Origin of the sequence: Priestia sp. D3YE.R1 (assembly GCF_049199565.1) — a bacterium.
Lineage (GTDB): Bacteria > Bacillota > Bacilli > Bacillales > Bacillaceae_H > Priestia > Priestia aryabhattai.
Genome location: NZ_JBLTHW010000001.1, coordinates 1,757,101 through 1,771,972 on the forward strand (window position 1 = coordinate 1,757,101; position 14,872 = coordinate 1,771,972).

Below are 14,872 nucleotides of genomic sequence, written 5' to 3' on the forward strand. Positions count from 1 at the left end.
CATTATCCACCTTTTGACGGGAGCACTTAGCTAAAAGTGGAATATTTCTTTCCCCGTTCTAAGTCAAACGAATTAAATCCCTAGCTGCATTTGAGCAAGGGCTATATGAAGTTATTCAGTATTATGTGATACTACCAGCAAAACATACAGGTATTTCTTTGATAGTGGTTCCTTTACAAATGCTTCGAAAGTTCTTATAATAAAATTATCTTTAATTCGAGATATTCAAAAGGAGTGGATATACGTGAAACATATTTTTAAAAAAGGGACGGACGAGACGAAACCGACTTTATTGCTGTTGCATGGTACAGGAGGTACAGAACAAGATCTGCTTCCTATTGCAGATATGATTGATTCCTCGTGCTCCGTATTATCTGTAAGAGGAAACGTACTAGAAAACGGAATGCCCCGTTTCTTTAGACGTTTACAAGAAGGAATATTTGATATAGAAGATTTAATTGAACGTACAAAAGAACTTCATCAATTTTTAGATGAAGCGGCTGAAACGTATTCATTCGACCGAAGCAATATCGTAGCTGTAGGCTACTCAAATGGCGCCAATATTGCAGGAAGTTTGTTGTTTCATTACGAGAATTCTTTAAAAGGGGCGGCTCTTCTTCATCCGATGGTTCCAAGAAGAGGAATTGAAGTGCCTAAGACCGACGCCTCTGTCTTTATAGGCGCAGGTACAAACGACCCTATTTGCCCAGCATCAGAAACGGAAGAACTTTCTGTGCTTTTAGAAAAAGCCGGAGCAGACGTACAGGTGCATTGGGAATCATTTGGACATCAGTTAACACGAACAGAAATTGAAGCAGCTGAAAAATGGTATCGGTCAAAATTTTAATTTAGAAACTTCCCGCACTCGTGCGGGAAGTTTTTTATTTTTAAAAAATAATGACAGTTATCATACAAAAGATAGATGTAAATGGTAAAAAGTACTTTTTTTACTGAATGAAGGGAAATTTTATGATATCATTTTATTTCCGGTATATCCTTGCAGAACCGCTATTTTTAGGTAAAGCATTAAATTATTTTAAAATTCCTGGCTTCTATCACAAAAAAATGAAACCAAAGTCTGAGTAAACCGTTATAATAAATGCAGGATTTAAATTCAAAAGGATGGTTAAAAGCATATGACTCGTTTTTTTATTGTTTTACTTTTCGTTCTAATGGTTATATGTGTATATACCATTATTTCGCAAACCCTTTACCGTCGCTATCATTCATCAGTCATAATAAAAGGGGCCAAAAAGCATAAAATAGCTATAACATTTGACGATGGGCCTCATCCTGTTTATACGCCAAAAATTTTGGACTTGTTCAAACTGCATGAAATGAAAGCTACTTTTTTTATTGTGGGAGAACTAGGGGAAAAGCACCCGTCTATTTTAAACAGGATGATCAACGAAGGACATGAAGTAGCTATACATCATCATCGTCATGTGAGTGCATGGACCCAAACACCGTGGCAATTAAAAAGACAAATTCATCAATGTGCACAGGTTATAGAGAAAGTAACAAATCAAAAGCCGCTTTTTTACCGTCCGCCGTGGGGACATTTAAATATGAGCAGTTTATTAATGGCCAAGCCGTATCATCTCGTGATCTGGACAGGAATCTTTCAGGATTGGACACTAAAAACAACGAAAACGGCATTAGTTCAAAAACTAATGCGTAAAGTAGAAGATGGAGCCATTTTTGTTTTACACGATAACGGAGATACCCCGGGAGCAGATGAAAAAGCACCTGAAATGACGATTGCGGCGTTAGAAGAATTTTTACCTTACTTAAAACAGCAAGGGTATGAAAGTATAACCATGCAGCAATTGATGAATCAATCGTAAATAGAGGAGCGAGCAGTGGACTTAACAATTATTTCTCAGTATATACATTCCTATGGTTATATTGTTATTTTACTTGTACTTTTTTGTGGGATTGTTGGAATTCCAGCGCCTGAAGAATCATTTTTAATATTATTAGGCATGTTTATTGCCAAACATCAGCTGAACTTATACGAATCATCTCTTTTTGCTTTTTTAGGGGTTATAACTGGAATGCTTACTGCTTACGGGCTAGGAAGGTATGCGGGAACCCCATTTTTTGATAAGTACGGAAAATACGTAGGGTTAACCAAAGAGAAAATTGAAGCGGCAAGCGGCAGCTACCATAAATATGGGATATGGACCATTTTATTTGGTTTATATATTCCAGGCTTGCGTCAAATTAGCCCATATATGGCGGGAATAAGCCGCTATCCGTTTTTGCTTTATTTACTGTTATCGGTGGTAGGCAGTCTAGTATGGGTCCTTTCTTTTCTCATTCTAGGTTACTATGTAGGAGACCGGATTCATATTTCGTATATTATCATGGGCGCTGTAGCTTTTTTTGTCATTTATTTACTTATAAAAAGAAAAAGAAACCGAAAACGTGTTGAGAGGAGGGATGGTCAATGAGGAAGGTTTTATTCTTGCCGCTTTTTCAAATGCCATCTGGTCATCACCAAGTAGCAGACGCCGTTATGGATGCCGTCATGGAACGTTTTTCGCACGTTATTTGTCAAAAAATTGATTGTTTAAGCTACTGGAGCAAACCGCTTGAACAAATGATTTCATCGATATACATGAAATGGATTTCTGTTTTTCCAAAGCAGTTTGAAAAATTTTATTACGGTCATGTATACAAAAAAAACGACCATACGATGGATGATTTTGTCGTGAAAAAGTGGCCGATTATCGAATATCATATGAAGAAATTAATTGATGCAGAGCAGCCGGACGTCATTGTTTGCACACACAGCTTTCCTTCCTGTGTATTAAGCGGCTTAAAAGAAAAAGGAATCATTGATCTTCCTATTATAAATGTATACACCGATTTCTTAGTAAGCGACGTATGGGGTAAAAATGGAATCGAGCTTCACTGCGTCCCTGATCAGGATACGAAAGCATTTCTACAAAACGTTCACGGTGTAAAAGAGTCTTCTATTTATGTAACGGGCATTCCCGTTCATAAAGCGTTTTTAAAAAGACGGATTGACCATCTCATGCCACAGAAGCATATCCTGATTGCCGGAGGAAATTCCGGCCTTGGGAATGTACGCAAAATGCTTCAGCAGCTGCCGCAAAACTGTACGTATATGTATTATGTGCTGTGTGGAAAAAACAAAAAGTTGTATCAAGAACTAGTGAAACTAAACCACCCGAAAGTTAAAGCTGTTCCGTATGTAAAATCAAGAGAGAAAATGAATGATCTATATGAGGGAGCAGATGCCATTGTCACAAAAGCAGGGGGCGTGACAATTAGCGAAGCCCTTCATAAGAGACTACCCATTTTTATTCATTCATCTCTTCCTGGCCAAGAGCAAATTAACATTGAATATTTAAAAGAAAAAGAGCTGCTGATACCGCTTAATGATGGTGAAGCCTTTGAACAGCAGCTTAAAAACATTTTAGAAAATGATGTAAAGCGAAATCGTTTGATAAAACGAATGGACGAATATGTAGACAGCTTAGAAGTAAAAGTAGACCGCGTGCTTGCAGATCATTTTAAGCTGTATCGATATGAGACAAGTCAAAATCAATTTTAAGCAGAACATTGGTTATTTCTTTTTACATTCGATAAACTAACTGTAGAGATAACATCTGTAGAAGGTTAAATGAAGTAAAAGGAGATTATAATATGAACTCAGTTATTGAAACGATTTTAAATCATCGTTCTATTCGCAAATATGAAGACAAACCATTGTCGGAAGAGCAAATTCAAACGATTGTAGAAAGTGCACAGGCAGCTTCCACATCAAGCTATATTCAAGCGTACTCCATTATTGGAGTAAAAGATAAAGAAACGAAGCAAAAGCTTGCTCAATTAGCAGGAAATCAGCCTTATGTAGAAACAAATGGACACTTCTTTGTATTTTGCGCTGACTTTCATCGCCATGATGTCATTGCGGAAATGGAGAAAAAAGATTTATCGACAGCGCTCGAAAGCACAGAGCAATTTATGGTAGCTATTATTGACGTTGCCCTTGCTGCGCAAAATGCAACGCTTGCCGCTGAATCAATGGGACTTGGAGCTTGCTACATCGGCGGTTTGCGTAATGAATTAGAAGAAGTAAGCAAATTGTTAAAACTGCCTCATCATGTAATCCCGTTATTTGGTCTAACCGTTGGACATCCAGCGGGTATTACGGATAAAAAGCCGCGCTTACCATTCAAACATGTGTATCATGAAGAAACATATGAGCCGAACGATGAGCAGACGAAACAAGAATTAACGACGTATAACGAAGAAATTTCTGCTTACTACAACGAACGAACAAATGGCAAACGCCAAGACACATGGACTGGTCAAATGGCTGACATGCTTTCAAATCCTAAACGTATGTATATGAAAGAGTTTGTAGAAAAGCAAGGATTTAATAAGAAATAAAAAAGGAATAAAAACACTTGCCCATGTGGTGAGTGTTTTTTTGTTATGGAAAAGCTTAATTCACCCGTTAAATAGTCAATAAAAAAAGATGAGAATAGCCAGCAATGATAAAAAAATTGGGCTATTTTAGGAAAAGGAACAATAAAAAGCAGTAAAAAGTAGAAACGTTTCATCATATACCCAAATTATCAGAAATATTACGATTAAACGTTCTGTTTTGTTAAGTTTTGTAATAAAAGTAGCATGGCTCTGTAACGGCTGTGAAATGTGAGGATGATATCATTCAATCATTGAGTAAATAAGGAGGTATTCGTAATGAAAAAATTTATATTTACTCTAGGAACAACAGCAATCCTTTCAGCGGGATTTGTAGGTGCAGCTTCTGCTTCTACAAGCGGAACGTACCACGTAGAAAAAGGTGATACGTTATGGAAAGTCGCTCAAAAGCACAGCGTGAGCGTAGACGAGCTAAAAGATGCAAATAACTTAACATCTAATATTATTTATCCAAATCAAGAATTAAACGTAGCTACTATAAAAGAAATGACACACAAAGTTCAGCAAGGAAACACATTATGGTCCATCAGTCAGCAATATGGCGTGACGGTAGATCAAATTAAAGAATGGAACGGACTGACGTCAGATTTAATTTATCCTGGCGAACAATTAAAAATTCAGTCTCCAAACGGGCAAGCTCAGCAATCGAGCCCTTCAGTAGCTCAGGCTGCGCCAGAAGCTCAGCAAGCTCAAGCGCCGGCTGAACAAACTCAAACAGAGCAGCAGCAAGCTCAAGCTGAACAAGCTCAAACAGAGCAGCAGCAAGCTCAAGCTGAACAGGCTCAAACAGAGCAGCAGCAAGCTCAGGCTGAACAGGCTCAAACAGAGCAGCAGCAAGCTCAAGCTGAACAAGCTCAAAAACAACAACAACCTGCTGAATCGTCACAACAAGCCAGCGGCAAGTCAATGACAGTTGAAGCGACTGCCTATACGGCTAATTGTGCTGGATGTAGCGGTACAACTGCTACAGGAGTGGATTTAAAAGCAAATCCAAATCAAAAAGTAATCGCTGTTGACCCTAGCGTTATTCCATTAGGTTCGAAAGTTTATGTAGAAGGCTATGGTGAAGCTGTAGCTGCCGATACGGGTGGAGCAATTAAAGGTAATCGAATTGATGTATTCGTTCCTTCTGAAGGTGATGCTCAACAGTTCGGAAGAAAATCTGTTAAAATCACGGTTATGAACTAAGAAGTTTTTTATAAAATTGCTAGTTTAGTATAGAAATACATAGCTAGTAAAGCAAAAGAGGTGCCTTATGGCACCTCTTTTTACTTTATAATACGCTTTGCTCCCGCATAGCTGTTTTTCCAGTACGCTGTTGAAAGTGATTGCGTTTTAACGCCTTTGCTGCTGACATAAATGAATTCTTGTTTATCTAGGTAAATTCCTACAACTGAAACGGATTTGCCGTTTTTAAAGAAAACTAAATCTCCAGCCTGCAGGCTGTTTTGCTTTACGTCCGTGCCGCTTTTATACTGATCTGCTACTGTACGAGGGATAGAAATATTTGAACCCGCGTTTTTATATACATACTGTGTGTACCCTGATACATCAAAACCTTTTGGTGTCGTGCCTCCATATTTATATGGCTTTCCAATCAGTGTTTTGGCATACGATACAATTTGCTGCTGTTTTGCACTAACAGAAGTTTGAGGCGCTGGAGAAGGAGACGGTGCGCTTGCACTTTTCACTTTCAGCACTTGTCCGATTTTTAGCGCATCTGTTTTTAAATTGTTTAATTTTTTTAATTCAGCTACCGTCATGCCGTACTTTTTAGCGACTGCTGTCAGCGTGTCTCCTTTTTTCACCGTGTAGGTGCCATTGCTATCAGCCGGTGTAGATGGAGCTGTTGGTGAAGGTTGAATATCTTCATCAAGCAAATAACTCATATTTGCGTTAAACGCTACTTTTCGCTTTGTTTTATAGCTCTTCGCTTTTTGCTGAAATTGCGTATTGTATGCGTTGATTTCTTTTTCAAAATTTGCAGAGATCTTATTAAATTCCGCGTCACTTACATCTCCATACGCATAGTCTTCAAGATCCACAATGTAATTGTAAAGAGCAATTAAGCTGTCATATAAATACCCTTGAAGCTGATCAGCTTCTGAATTAAGGTGATTCATCGCGTAATTTTTATCAGTCTTTGTTAGAAACTGGTCAATTTGATCCGCAAGCTGATCATATGCCGCTAACGCTTTTTCATCATCTTTTATTCCTTCAATTTCTTTTAGCTTTTTTTCCACTGTTTTATAAAATGGTGCGTAATAATCTGCTAGCGAATTAACGTCTTTTTGATAAATGCTGACAGAAGAAGCAGCATAAGCAGAGTGACTAAAAACAGGCGTTGTCACTGATGCTCCTACTAAAACCGATGCTGCTATAAATGGTACAAGTAGTTTCTCTTTTTTCATTTGTAAAGTCCCCCAAATATCCAAATAATAGTATAGCAGATAGATTATACTATATTAGGTTATAAAAGAACTAGTACTTTTCCTTTAATTTCATATTTTTTAGCAGTTTGCGTACCTGATAGAAGATAATCTAAGGAACAAAGAAAATATGTGATACAATGTACAAATATTCAGTTAAAAAGGAAGTGTACGATATGCAGCAATTTATCAAAGAAATAGCGCGGGGAAAAAGAGGATCAACTGACTTAACGTATGAACAAGCAAAAGAAGCGGCTCGCTTAATTGCTTCTGGGCAAGCTACGGATGCTCAGATCGCTGCTTTTTTTATCGCCGAACGCATTAAAACTGAAAATGCAGATGAACTGTTAGGGTTCGTTCATGCTTTTCGTGAAAAAACAAAAGAAATACCGCTGTCTCAGCCGTTAAAAGATAAATCAATTGATTTTGCAAGTCCCTATGCAGGGAGAAATTCATTTTTTGCGACCATTCCTGTATCGATTTTATTAGCGGAAAGAGGTGTGCCTGCTTTTTTACACTGTACAGAAGCTCTTCCTCCAAAGTTTGGAACAACGATTGAAGACGTACTTCATTCGTTACAGATTCCTCAAGCTCAAACGATTGAAAACATCGGTCATGTGTTTGAAACGTTAAAAATTGGTTTTGTCAATGCCGAAACAATCTCTTATCCTCTTAGTCGCATCAAACAAATTCGTCATGAAATTGGTGTCAGGACGCTAATTAATACGGTTGAAAAATTATTAAATTTATCGAATGCTTCTTCTTTAATGATGGGTGCTTTTCATCGCACGGCCATTAACAAAATTGTGCCCATTTTTGCTTCGCTTCCTTTCAAACACGTATACGTGGTGCAAGGGATAGAAGGATCTGAAGATGTACCTGTACATAGAAGCAGCTTTGTTTTTACTATCTCAGAAGGAGAGATGGAGTCGTTTATTGTCAATCCAAAAGAGTACGGACTGTTCGTGGAAGAAGAGCATTTTGAAAAGAAGATAAGTGTTGAAAAACAAGCGGAATATGTAACGCGCATTCTAGAAGGTGAAGCTTCTTCCGAACTGACTTACGTCTATAATCAAGTAGTGCTAAATGCCGGCTTGCGCTATTATCTATTTGGCTATGAAGGATCTATTGAAAAAGGAATAGACTATGCAAAACATCAGCTAGCTGAAGGTCTAGGATGGAAACACCTGCAGAAATGGAAAAAACAAGAGATTTGAGAAGTATAAAAGATGAGCAAAAAAGCTCATCTTTTTTTATCGGAAGAGATAAATTCTTTGTATTTTATCAGAAAATTTATTATAATTAGTTATATTTATGTTAGAAAATATAACATTTGATGTGAACTAGAAAATAGATTAGGAGAAAGGAAGCTTCCATTGAAACTTACGCCGCGAGAACAAGAAAAATTAATGATTGTCGTAGCTGCCGACTTGGCAAGACGCCGTCAAACAAGAGGATTAAAGCTTAATTATCCTGAAGCAGTAGCTATTATTACATATGAAATTATGGAAGGAGCCCGTGATGGCAAGACGGTAGCACAGCTAATGCGAGAAGGCACCAAGATTTTAAAACGAGAAGATGTAATGGAAGGTGTTCCGGAAATGATTCATGATATTCAAGTGGAAGCGACCTTTCCAGACGGAACCAAGCTCGTCACTGTTCATGATCCAATTCGTTAAGAGGAGGGAAAGATATGATTCCAGGGGAATACGTCTTAAAAAAAGAACCGATCACATGTAATAACAGAAAAAAATCGATTAGCGTGACTGTAATCAATAGAGGAGACCGCCCTGTTCAAGTAGGGTCCCACTTTCATTTTTTTGAAGTGAATGCGGCACTCGAATTCCCCCGCGAAGCTGCGCTTGGCTATCATTTAAATATTCCGGCTGGTACAGCCGTTCGCTTCGAGCCGGGTGATGCAAAAGAAGTAGAGCTGGTTGCTTTCTCCGGAACAAAAGAAATTTATGGCCTGAACAATAAAACAAACAAATCGCTTTCTGATAGAAAGGAAGATGTATAAGATGAGTTTTCAAATGTCGCGACGTCAGTATGCAGATATGTTTGGACCAACGGTTGGAGATGCTGTTCGTTTAGCAGACACAGAGCTATTTATTGAAATTGAAAAAGATTTCACAACCTACGGAGATGAAGTAAAGTTTGGCGGAGGAAAAGTGATTCGTGACGGAATGGGACAGCATCCTCTTGCAACGCGAAGTGAAGCAGCGGACTTAGTGTTGACAAATGCTATTATCGTTGATTATAGAGGCATATATAAAGCAGATATTGGAATAAAAGATGGACTCATTCAAACTATTGGAAAAGCGGGTAATCCCCTGTTGATGGATGAAGTAGACATCGTCATTGGTGCGAGTACGGAAGTAATTGCAGCTGAAGGGAAAATTGTAACCGCCGGCGGTATTGATGCGCATATTCATTTCATTTGTCCGCAGCAAATTGAAACCGCTCTTGCCTCTGGCGTGACCACAATGATCGGAGGAGGAACCGGACCCGCTACAGGAACAAAAGCTACTACTTGTACACCCGGGGCGTGGCATATTGAACGAATGCTTGAAGCTGCCGAAGCATTTCCAATGAATATTGGCTTTTTAGGAAAAGGAAATGCAAGTGCCAAAGAGCCTTTAATCGAACAAATTGAAGCAGGAGCGATTGGACTAAAGCTTCATGAAGACTGGGGAACCACGGCATCTGCCATCGACACAAGCCTGCAGGTAGCAGATGAGTACGATGTTCAAATTGCGATTCACACAGATACTTTAAATGAAGGCGGTTTTGTTGAAGATACGATTGCAGCAATTGGTGATCGCGTCATTCATACCTATCATACTGAAGGGGCTGGAGGCGGACATGCACCTGATATTATGGAAATGGCAAGCTTTCCAAACGTACTTCCATCATCAACTAATCCAACAAGACCCTATACGGTCAACACGCTTGAAGAACATTTAGATATGCTCATGGTCTGTCATCATCTTGATCCCGCTGTACCAGAAGACATCGCTTTTGCTGATTCCCGTATTCGCAAAGAAACGATTGCAGCTGAAGATATTTTACATGATTTAGGTGTATTCAGTATGATTTCTTCAGATTCTCAAGCAATGGGACGTGTAGGAGAAGTGATTACACGAACGTGGCAAACAGCTGATAAGATGAAAAAGCAGCGAGGAAAACTTGATGGTGACAGCGAAGTAGGCGATAACGCACGTGTCAAACGCTATGTAGCTAAATATACGATTAATCCAGCTATCGCTCATGGAATTTCCGAATACGTAGGATCGGTAGAAACAGGGAAAATAGCTGACTTAGTCCTATGGGAGCCAGCGTTTTTTGGAATAAAGCCTGACTTGATTGTAAAAGGTGGTTTAATTGCTCACAGCTTAATGGGAGACCCTAACGCTTCAATTCCAACCCCGCAGCCGGTTTTATACCGTCCGATGTTTGCTTCTTATGGAAAAGCAAGAGCTAAAACTTCTTTTACGTTTGTGTCAAAAGCAGCGTACGAGAACAAAGTGGGCGAGAAACTTGGGTTACAAAAGCTGCTTAAACCGGTTAAAAATATTCGTCAATTAAAAAAAACAGATATGAAGTTAAATGGGGAAATGCCTAAAATTGAAGTTGATCCCCAAACGTACGAAGTAAAAGTAGATGGACAAATGATTACATGTGAAGCAGCAGAAGTTGTGCCTATGGCGCAGCGATACTTTTTATTTTGAGGTGAAAAAAATGGTAATCGAAAAAATTATCGGAAATATAGCAACATTAGAAAAACGGGCTCCGCATATAGAAAAGGTATATATCGAAAGTGACCGCTTAGTAAAACGCGTTCAGCGCGTTGTAACAGATCACGGTAAGGAACTAGGAATTCGCCTGAAAGAAAATCGCGAGCTCACTGATGGCGACGTGCTGTTTATGGATGAAAGCAATATGATTGTTGTTCAGGTGGTAGCAGACGATATTTTAACCATTCAGCCGATTGATATTCAGCAAATGGGAGAAATTGCTCATCAGCTTGGCAACCGACATTTGCCAGCACAGTTTGAAGGTGGAGACATGCTCGTACAGTACGATTATTTAGTCGAAGAATTGCTTCAGCAACTCGATATTCCCTATAAGCGCGAAAAAAGAAAAGTAAAACAAGCTTTTAAGCATATCGGACATAGTCATGACTAATTCATTGCTTTCGCTGATTCAGCTATGTGATTCAAATTTCCCATCGGGTGCATTTTCGCATTCGTTTGGTTTTGAAACGTATATTCAGCGAAATCAAATTTACAACACAGAGACCTTTCAAGAAGCGCTTCGTACATACCTTGATGTTCAGCTGACGTATACGGACGGCTTAGCATGCAGGCTGGCTTATGAGTATGCTGCTCATGACCAGTTTAACGAAATTATGAGAATTGATCATGAACTATACGCTCTTGCTTTGTCAAAAGAAACAAGAGAAGGGACAAGACGGGTGGGCCAGCGCATGTTAAAGCTTTGCTTAGAGTTATTTCAAGGCTCTTATTTAGAAAAATATATGAGTGAAGTAAAAGCAAAGAAGGCGTACGGACATCCTGCTGTTGTATTTGCATTAGCCAGCCTGCAGTTAAACATTACGAAAGAAGAAGCAATTTTAAGTCACTTATACGCTAGCATCTCTTCTTTAATTCAGAATGCAGTCCGCGGCATACCAATCGGCCAAACGGATGGGCAAAAAACGCTCGTTCTTTTTCAGCCGCTGCTGCAGCACGCGCTTCAGCATATTTTGCAAGCAGATCAAGAGGAATTTGGTGCCGTGACACCGGGGTTAGAAATTGCTCAAATGCAGCATGAACAATTGCATGTCCGATTGTTCATGTCATAAAAAAGGGGGGAAGGCCTTCTAACGATGAAGGCGTAAAAAATGAATGCAATTAAAATTGGAATTGGTGGACCTGTTGGTGCAGGGAAAACAATGTTAGTAGAACGATTAACGCGTGCACTAGAAGGACAGCTCAGTATGGCAGTCGTTACAAACGATATTTATACAAAAGAAGATGCACAGTTTCTAGTAAAAAACAGTATTTTACCGGAAAATCGTATCGTAGGAGTAGAAACAGGAGGATGTCCTCATACGGCTATTCGAGAAGATGCGTCTATGAACTTTGCTGCGATCGATGAGTTAGTGGAACGTCACCCCGATGTTGAACTTATTTTTGTAGAAAGCGGAGGAGATAATTTAGCCGCAACGTTTAGCCCAGAGCTCGTTGATTTTTCGATTTATATCATTGACGTAGCACAAGGGGAAAAAATCCCGCGTAAAGGCGGTCAAGGAATGATTAAATCTGATTTATTCATTATCAACAAAACAGATTTAGCCCCGTATGTAGGAGCCAGTTTAGAAGTAATGAAAAAAGATACAATTCAAGCGAGAGGGCACAAGCCTTTTGTTTTCACCAATTTAAAAGAAGATAAAGGGCTCGACCAAGTGATAGAATGGATTAAAAAAGAGGCCTTTTTAATCGGCCTTGAATCATGAGCTACACGGGTTATTTAGAGCTTCGAGCAGAAAGAAACAGTAAGCGAACCGTTATTAAAGATACGTACCATTACGGTGCTTTCAAAGTTGCCAGACCTATTTACATGACTCCTGAATCACCTTTTGTTTATATGCTTCACGTAGGCGGAGGATACGTGAGCGGAGACAAATATAAAACGATGATAACGGTAGAGAAAAATGCTCAGCTGACGGCTACTACTCAATCTGCGACAAAGGTGTACAAAACACCGAACGAAGCTGTTTTACAAGAAACTTATATAACCCTTGAAGAACAATCCATCATGGAATATATACCAGACCCGCTTATTTTGTATGAAAATGCTGCATTTGTCCAAGAAATAACGGTTCATATAGCAGAAAACGCTGCTTTATTTATGTGCGACAGCATCACCCCGGGGTGGTCGCCGGATGGGCAGCTGTTTCAATATACCTCTATGCGTTCCAAGCTTAAACTGTATGTAAACAAGCAGCTGAAGGTATACGATCACTTATACTTGAATCCAGAAAACCATTTGCGCGGCATGATGAAAATGGAAGGGTATACTCATTTTGGATCGATTATCATTGTTCATCCAAACGCCGACGACGCATTTATAGCGAAAGTACATCAGCTGTGCGAAGAGGCAGTCTGTAAAGCAGGAGCTTCCGCACTTCCGATTTCCGGATGTGCTATTCGAATACTAGCTGCTAGTACACAAAAAGTTGAAGAGATAATCGCCAAAGTATACGGGTTGTTCCGGCAGGAGTTATTAAAAGCTGAAGTATCACTTTTGCGTAAGTATTAAAGTGCCTGTACAAAAGTATAGTAGTTGAAGAAAAATCCGAACGAGCTGGACTCTTGATAGAGAATCAAATTCGTTCGGATTTTTTTATTAGTAGGGTGAACGTAGGTTTCCTGTATGTAGTTCCTTCTAGCCGTTGATTAGAGGACAAAGCGGCGTTTTGCACAGAAATCAACAGCTGTGGAACAAGCAGTCCAGATCATTTATCCTACTTATTCGTCTTTAGATTGAATTGTTTTCATTATGTTTCATTCTCTGTTAAAACCACAGACTAAATAATCCGTCGCTTACACCTAAATTATACATATAATAAAGGCCAAATATAATGCTGACAGCGCCTGTTACCTGCATTAAGCAGCGATTTAACGTCACTTGCTTTTTAGTTGTAACGAATGGAATCCCAATAACCGTTGTAAATAACAGCATGCCAAGACAAGTGCCGATTCCAAAAATGATAATATATAGAGCACCTTGCCATACGTGAGTAACGGTGCTCATCGTTACTACAACCATCGCTGCGCTTCCGGCCAGTCCATGAACAAAGCCAATGCCTAATGACTTTAAGTAAGACGTTTTTTCGTGATGCGTATGCACTTGTTTTTTGTAAGACAGAAACGATGTAAAACCGAGGTAAACGAGCATAATGCCCACTAAAAATTCAAGCGACATGCTCATGCGTTCAGAAATACTGCTTTTTAACACTATTAAAATCATGCCAAAAATAAACAGCGTAAGCGTATGACCAATCCCCCAGTATACTCCTGCAAGCGAAGAGCGCCACAGCTTTTTACTTTTTGAAGCAATGGTTGATACAGCGATAATATGATCTGGTTCTAGAGCATGCTTGATTCCTAAAAAAACCCTAGTATTAAAATTGAAAAAAAACTTGTTTCCATGTCAGCTTTCTCATCCTTTCGTACGTATAAAACTAGTATATCGCACGCTTTTGTTTTAATAAACAGAAAATTCTAAACAAAGATATCTGATCGAATAGCTAAACCATTTATCAATTTACAATAAGTTACAAATATTAAAGGAGATGTAGTATAAAAATTTTACATTTACAAAAACTATAAGTAAATTATTGTGAGGTTGATAACTATGGACAAAATTTCTACTGATATCATGCTGTGGAGTTCTTTTATACGTCAAAATGTTAGGATAGAACGTGACTAGACTAGAAGCTCTTTTATGGAGCATTGCGTTGCCGGGCTTTGGACAATTACTAAACAAAAAACATATAAAAGGAATTTTGTTTATTGTACTTGAATTTCTCATTAATATGGGCGCAAATTTTAATGAAGGCATTCGCTTAAGCTTTTTAGGGGAAACAAGACAATCCCTAGAGGTAATGAACATGCAGTGGTTAATGTTTTATCCATGTTTATATTTTTTTGCAATTTGGGATGCTGTTAAAGAAGCAGAAAATGGCGCATCGAGATTTACATTTATTCCTTTTGTCTCCTGTGCTTATTTTGTTACAGTAGGCATTATGTATTCCTCAGTGACAACCATCAACGGTGTTTTTATAGGCCCAATTTGGCTCCCTATGCTGTCTGTTGTACCGGGACTGGTTATTGGACTCATTGCCAAAAAGCTATTAGAAGTGTATATACATAAGAAAAAATAAACGT

General features: G+C 38.8%; 16 protein-coding genes and 1 pseudogene. 15 read left to right on the forward strand and 2 right to left on the reverse strand.

All coding sequences use genetic code 11. The features are described 5' to 3' along the window. Positions 1-244: 244 nt before the first annotated feature. The 6 genes from ACOZIR_RS09505 (at position 245) to ACOZIR_RS09530 (ending at position 5,673) form a co-directional block, all read left to right on the forward strand. A complete protein-coding gene (locus ACOZIR_RS09505; RefSeq protein WP_114895843.1) occupies positions 245-847 on the forward strand; it encodes an alpha/beta hydrolase in 603 nt (200 codons plus the stop codon). A gap of 289 nt (positions 848-1,136) precedes the next feature. Next, positions 1,137-1,847, forward strand: coding sequence for a polysaccharide deacetylase family protein (locus tag ACOZIR_RS09510; protein ID WP_045292684.1), 711 nt, complete (start codon positions 1,137-1,139; stop codon positions 1,845-1,847). Positions 1,848-1,862: 15 nt separating this feature from the next. Next, on the forward strand, positions 1,863-2,456 hold the full coding sequence (locus ACOZIR_RS09515) for a DedA family protein (protein ID WP_045292683.1): 594 nt from the start codon (positions 1,863-1,865) through the stop codon (positions 2,454-2,456). Then, on the forward strand, positions 2,453-3,586 hold the full coding sequence (locus tag ACOZIR_RS09520; protein ID WP_045292682.1) for an MGDG synthase family glycosyltransferase: 1,134 nt from the start codon (positions 2,453-2,455) through the stop codon (positions 3,584-3,586). Before ACOZIR_RS09515 ends, ACOZIR_RS09520 begins: the two co-directional genes overlap by 4 nt. A gap of 92 nt (positions 3,587-3,678) precedes the next feature. Beyond that, the gene (gene nfsA / locus ACOZIR_RS09525; RefSeq protein WP_045292681.1) at positions 3,679-4,428 is read left to right on the forward strand and encodes an oxygen-insensitive NADPH nitroreductase; all 750 of its coding nucleotides are present in this window, start codon (positions 3,679-3,681) and stop codon (positions 4,426-4,428) included. A gap of 315 nt (positions 4,429-4,743) precedes the next feature. Continuing rightward, positions 4,744-5,673 (forward strand): LysM peptidoglycan-binding domain-containing protein, encoded by a 930-nt coding sequence (locus ACOZIR_RS09530; RefSeq protein ID WP_421535556.1) that lies wholly within the window; start codon positions 4,744-4,746, stop codon positions 5,671-5,673. An 80-nt stretch (positions 5,674-5,753) separates the two neighbouring features. Here ACOZIR_RS09530 and ACOZIR_RS09535 read toward each other — a convergent pair whose 3' ends face one another. Next, complete coding sequence (locus ACOZIR_RS09535; RefSeq protein WP_045292679.1) at positions 5,754-6,896, reverse strand: C40 family peptidase; 1,143 nt, start codon at positions 6,894-6,896, stop codon at positions 5,754-5,756. A 194-nt stretch (positions 6,897-7,090) separates the two neighbouring features. Here ACOZIR_RS09535 and ACOZIR_RS09540 point away from each other — a divergent pair, with 194 nt between their 5' ends. From ACOZIR_RS09540 to ACOZIR_RS09575, 8 genes are all read left to right on the forward strand, one after another. Further along, positions 7,091-8,131 (forward strand): anthranilate phosphoribosyltransferase, encoded by a 1,041-nt coding sequence (locus tag ACOZIR_RS09540; RefSeq protein WP_045292678.1) that lies wholly within the window; start codon positions 7,091-7,093, stop codon positions 8,129-8,131. 159 nt (positions 8,132-8,290) lie between these two features. Next, positions 8,291-8,593 carry an urease subunit gamma gene (locus tag ACOZIR_RS09545; RefSeq protein ID WP_045292677.1) on the forward strand — a complete coding sequence of 101 codons (303 nt, stop codon included), beginning with the start codon at positions 8,291-8,293 and terminating at the stop codon, positions 8,591-8,593. Between the two features lie 14 nt (positions 8,594-8,607). Then, entirely contained in the window at positions 8,608-8,934 is a 327-nt protein-coding gene (locus ACOZIR_RS09550; RefSeq protein ID WP_045292676.1) for an urease subunit beta, read from the forward strand. 1 nt (position 8,935) lies between these two features. Beyond that, positions 8,936-10,645 (forward strand): urease subunit alpha, encoded by a 1,710-nt coding sequence (gene ureC, locus ACOZIR_RS09555; protein ID WP_045292674.1) that lies wholly within the window; start codon positions 8,936-8,938, stop codon positions 10,643-10,645. A gap of 10 nt (positions 10,646-10,655) precedes the next feature. Then, the gene (gene ureE, locus ACOZIR_RS09560) at positions 10,656-11,102 is read left to right on the forward strand and encodes an urease accessory protein UreE (RefSeq protein ID WP_045292672.1); all 447 of its coding nucleotides are present in this window, start codon (positions 10,656-10,658) and stop codon (positions 11,100-11,102) included. Then, a complete protein-coding gene (locus ACOZIR_RS09565) occupies positions 11,095-11,781 on the forward strand; it encodes an urease accessory protein UreF (RefSeq protein WP_045292671.1) in 687 nt (228 codons plus the stop codon). The genes ureE and ACOZIR_RS09565 overlap by 8 nt, the downstream gene beginning before the upstream one ends. Before the next feature lie 39 nt (positions 11,782-11,820). Further along, a complete protein-coding gene (ureG, locus tag ACOZIR_RS09570; RefSeq protein ID WP_045292669.1) occupies positions 11,821-12,435 on the forward strand; it encodes an urease accessory protein UreG in 615 nt (204 codons plus the stop codon). Beyond that, complete coding sequence (locus ACOZIR_RS09575) at positions 12,432-13,241, forward strand: urease accessory protein UreD (RefSeq protein WP_415382465.1); 810 nt, start codon at positions 12,432-12,434, stop codon at positions 13,239-13,241. The genes ureG and ACOZIR_RS09575 overlap by 4 nt, the downstream gene beginning before the upstream one ends. Before the next feature lie 255 nt (positions 13,242-13,496). Here ACOZIR_RS09575 and ACOZIR_RS09580 read toward each other — a convergent pair. Next, positions 13,497-14,134, reverse strand: a pseudogene (locus ACOZIR_RS09580) (urease accessory protein UreH). A gap of 272 nt (positions 14,135-14,406) precedes the next feature. Here ACOZIR_RS09580 and ACOZIR_RS09585 point away from each other — a divergent pair. Further along, complete coding sequence (locus ACOZIR_RS09585; protein WP_045292665.1) at positions 14,407-14,868, forward strand: hypothetical protein; 462 nt, start codon at positions 14,407-14,409, stop codon at positions 14,866-14,868. Positions 14,869-14,872: the final 4 nt, after the last annotated feature.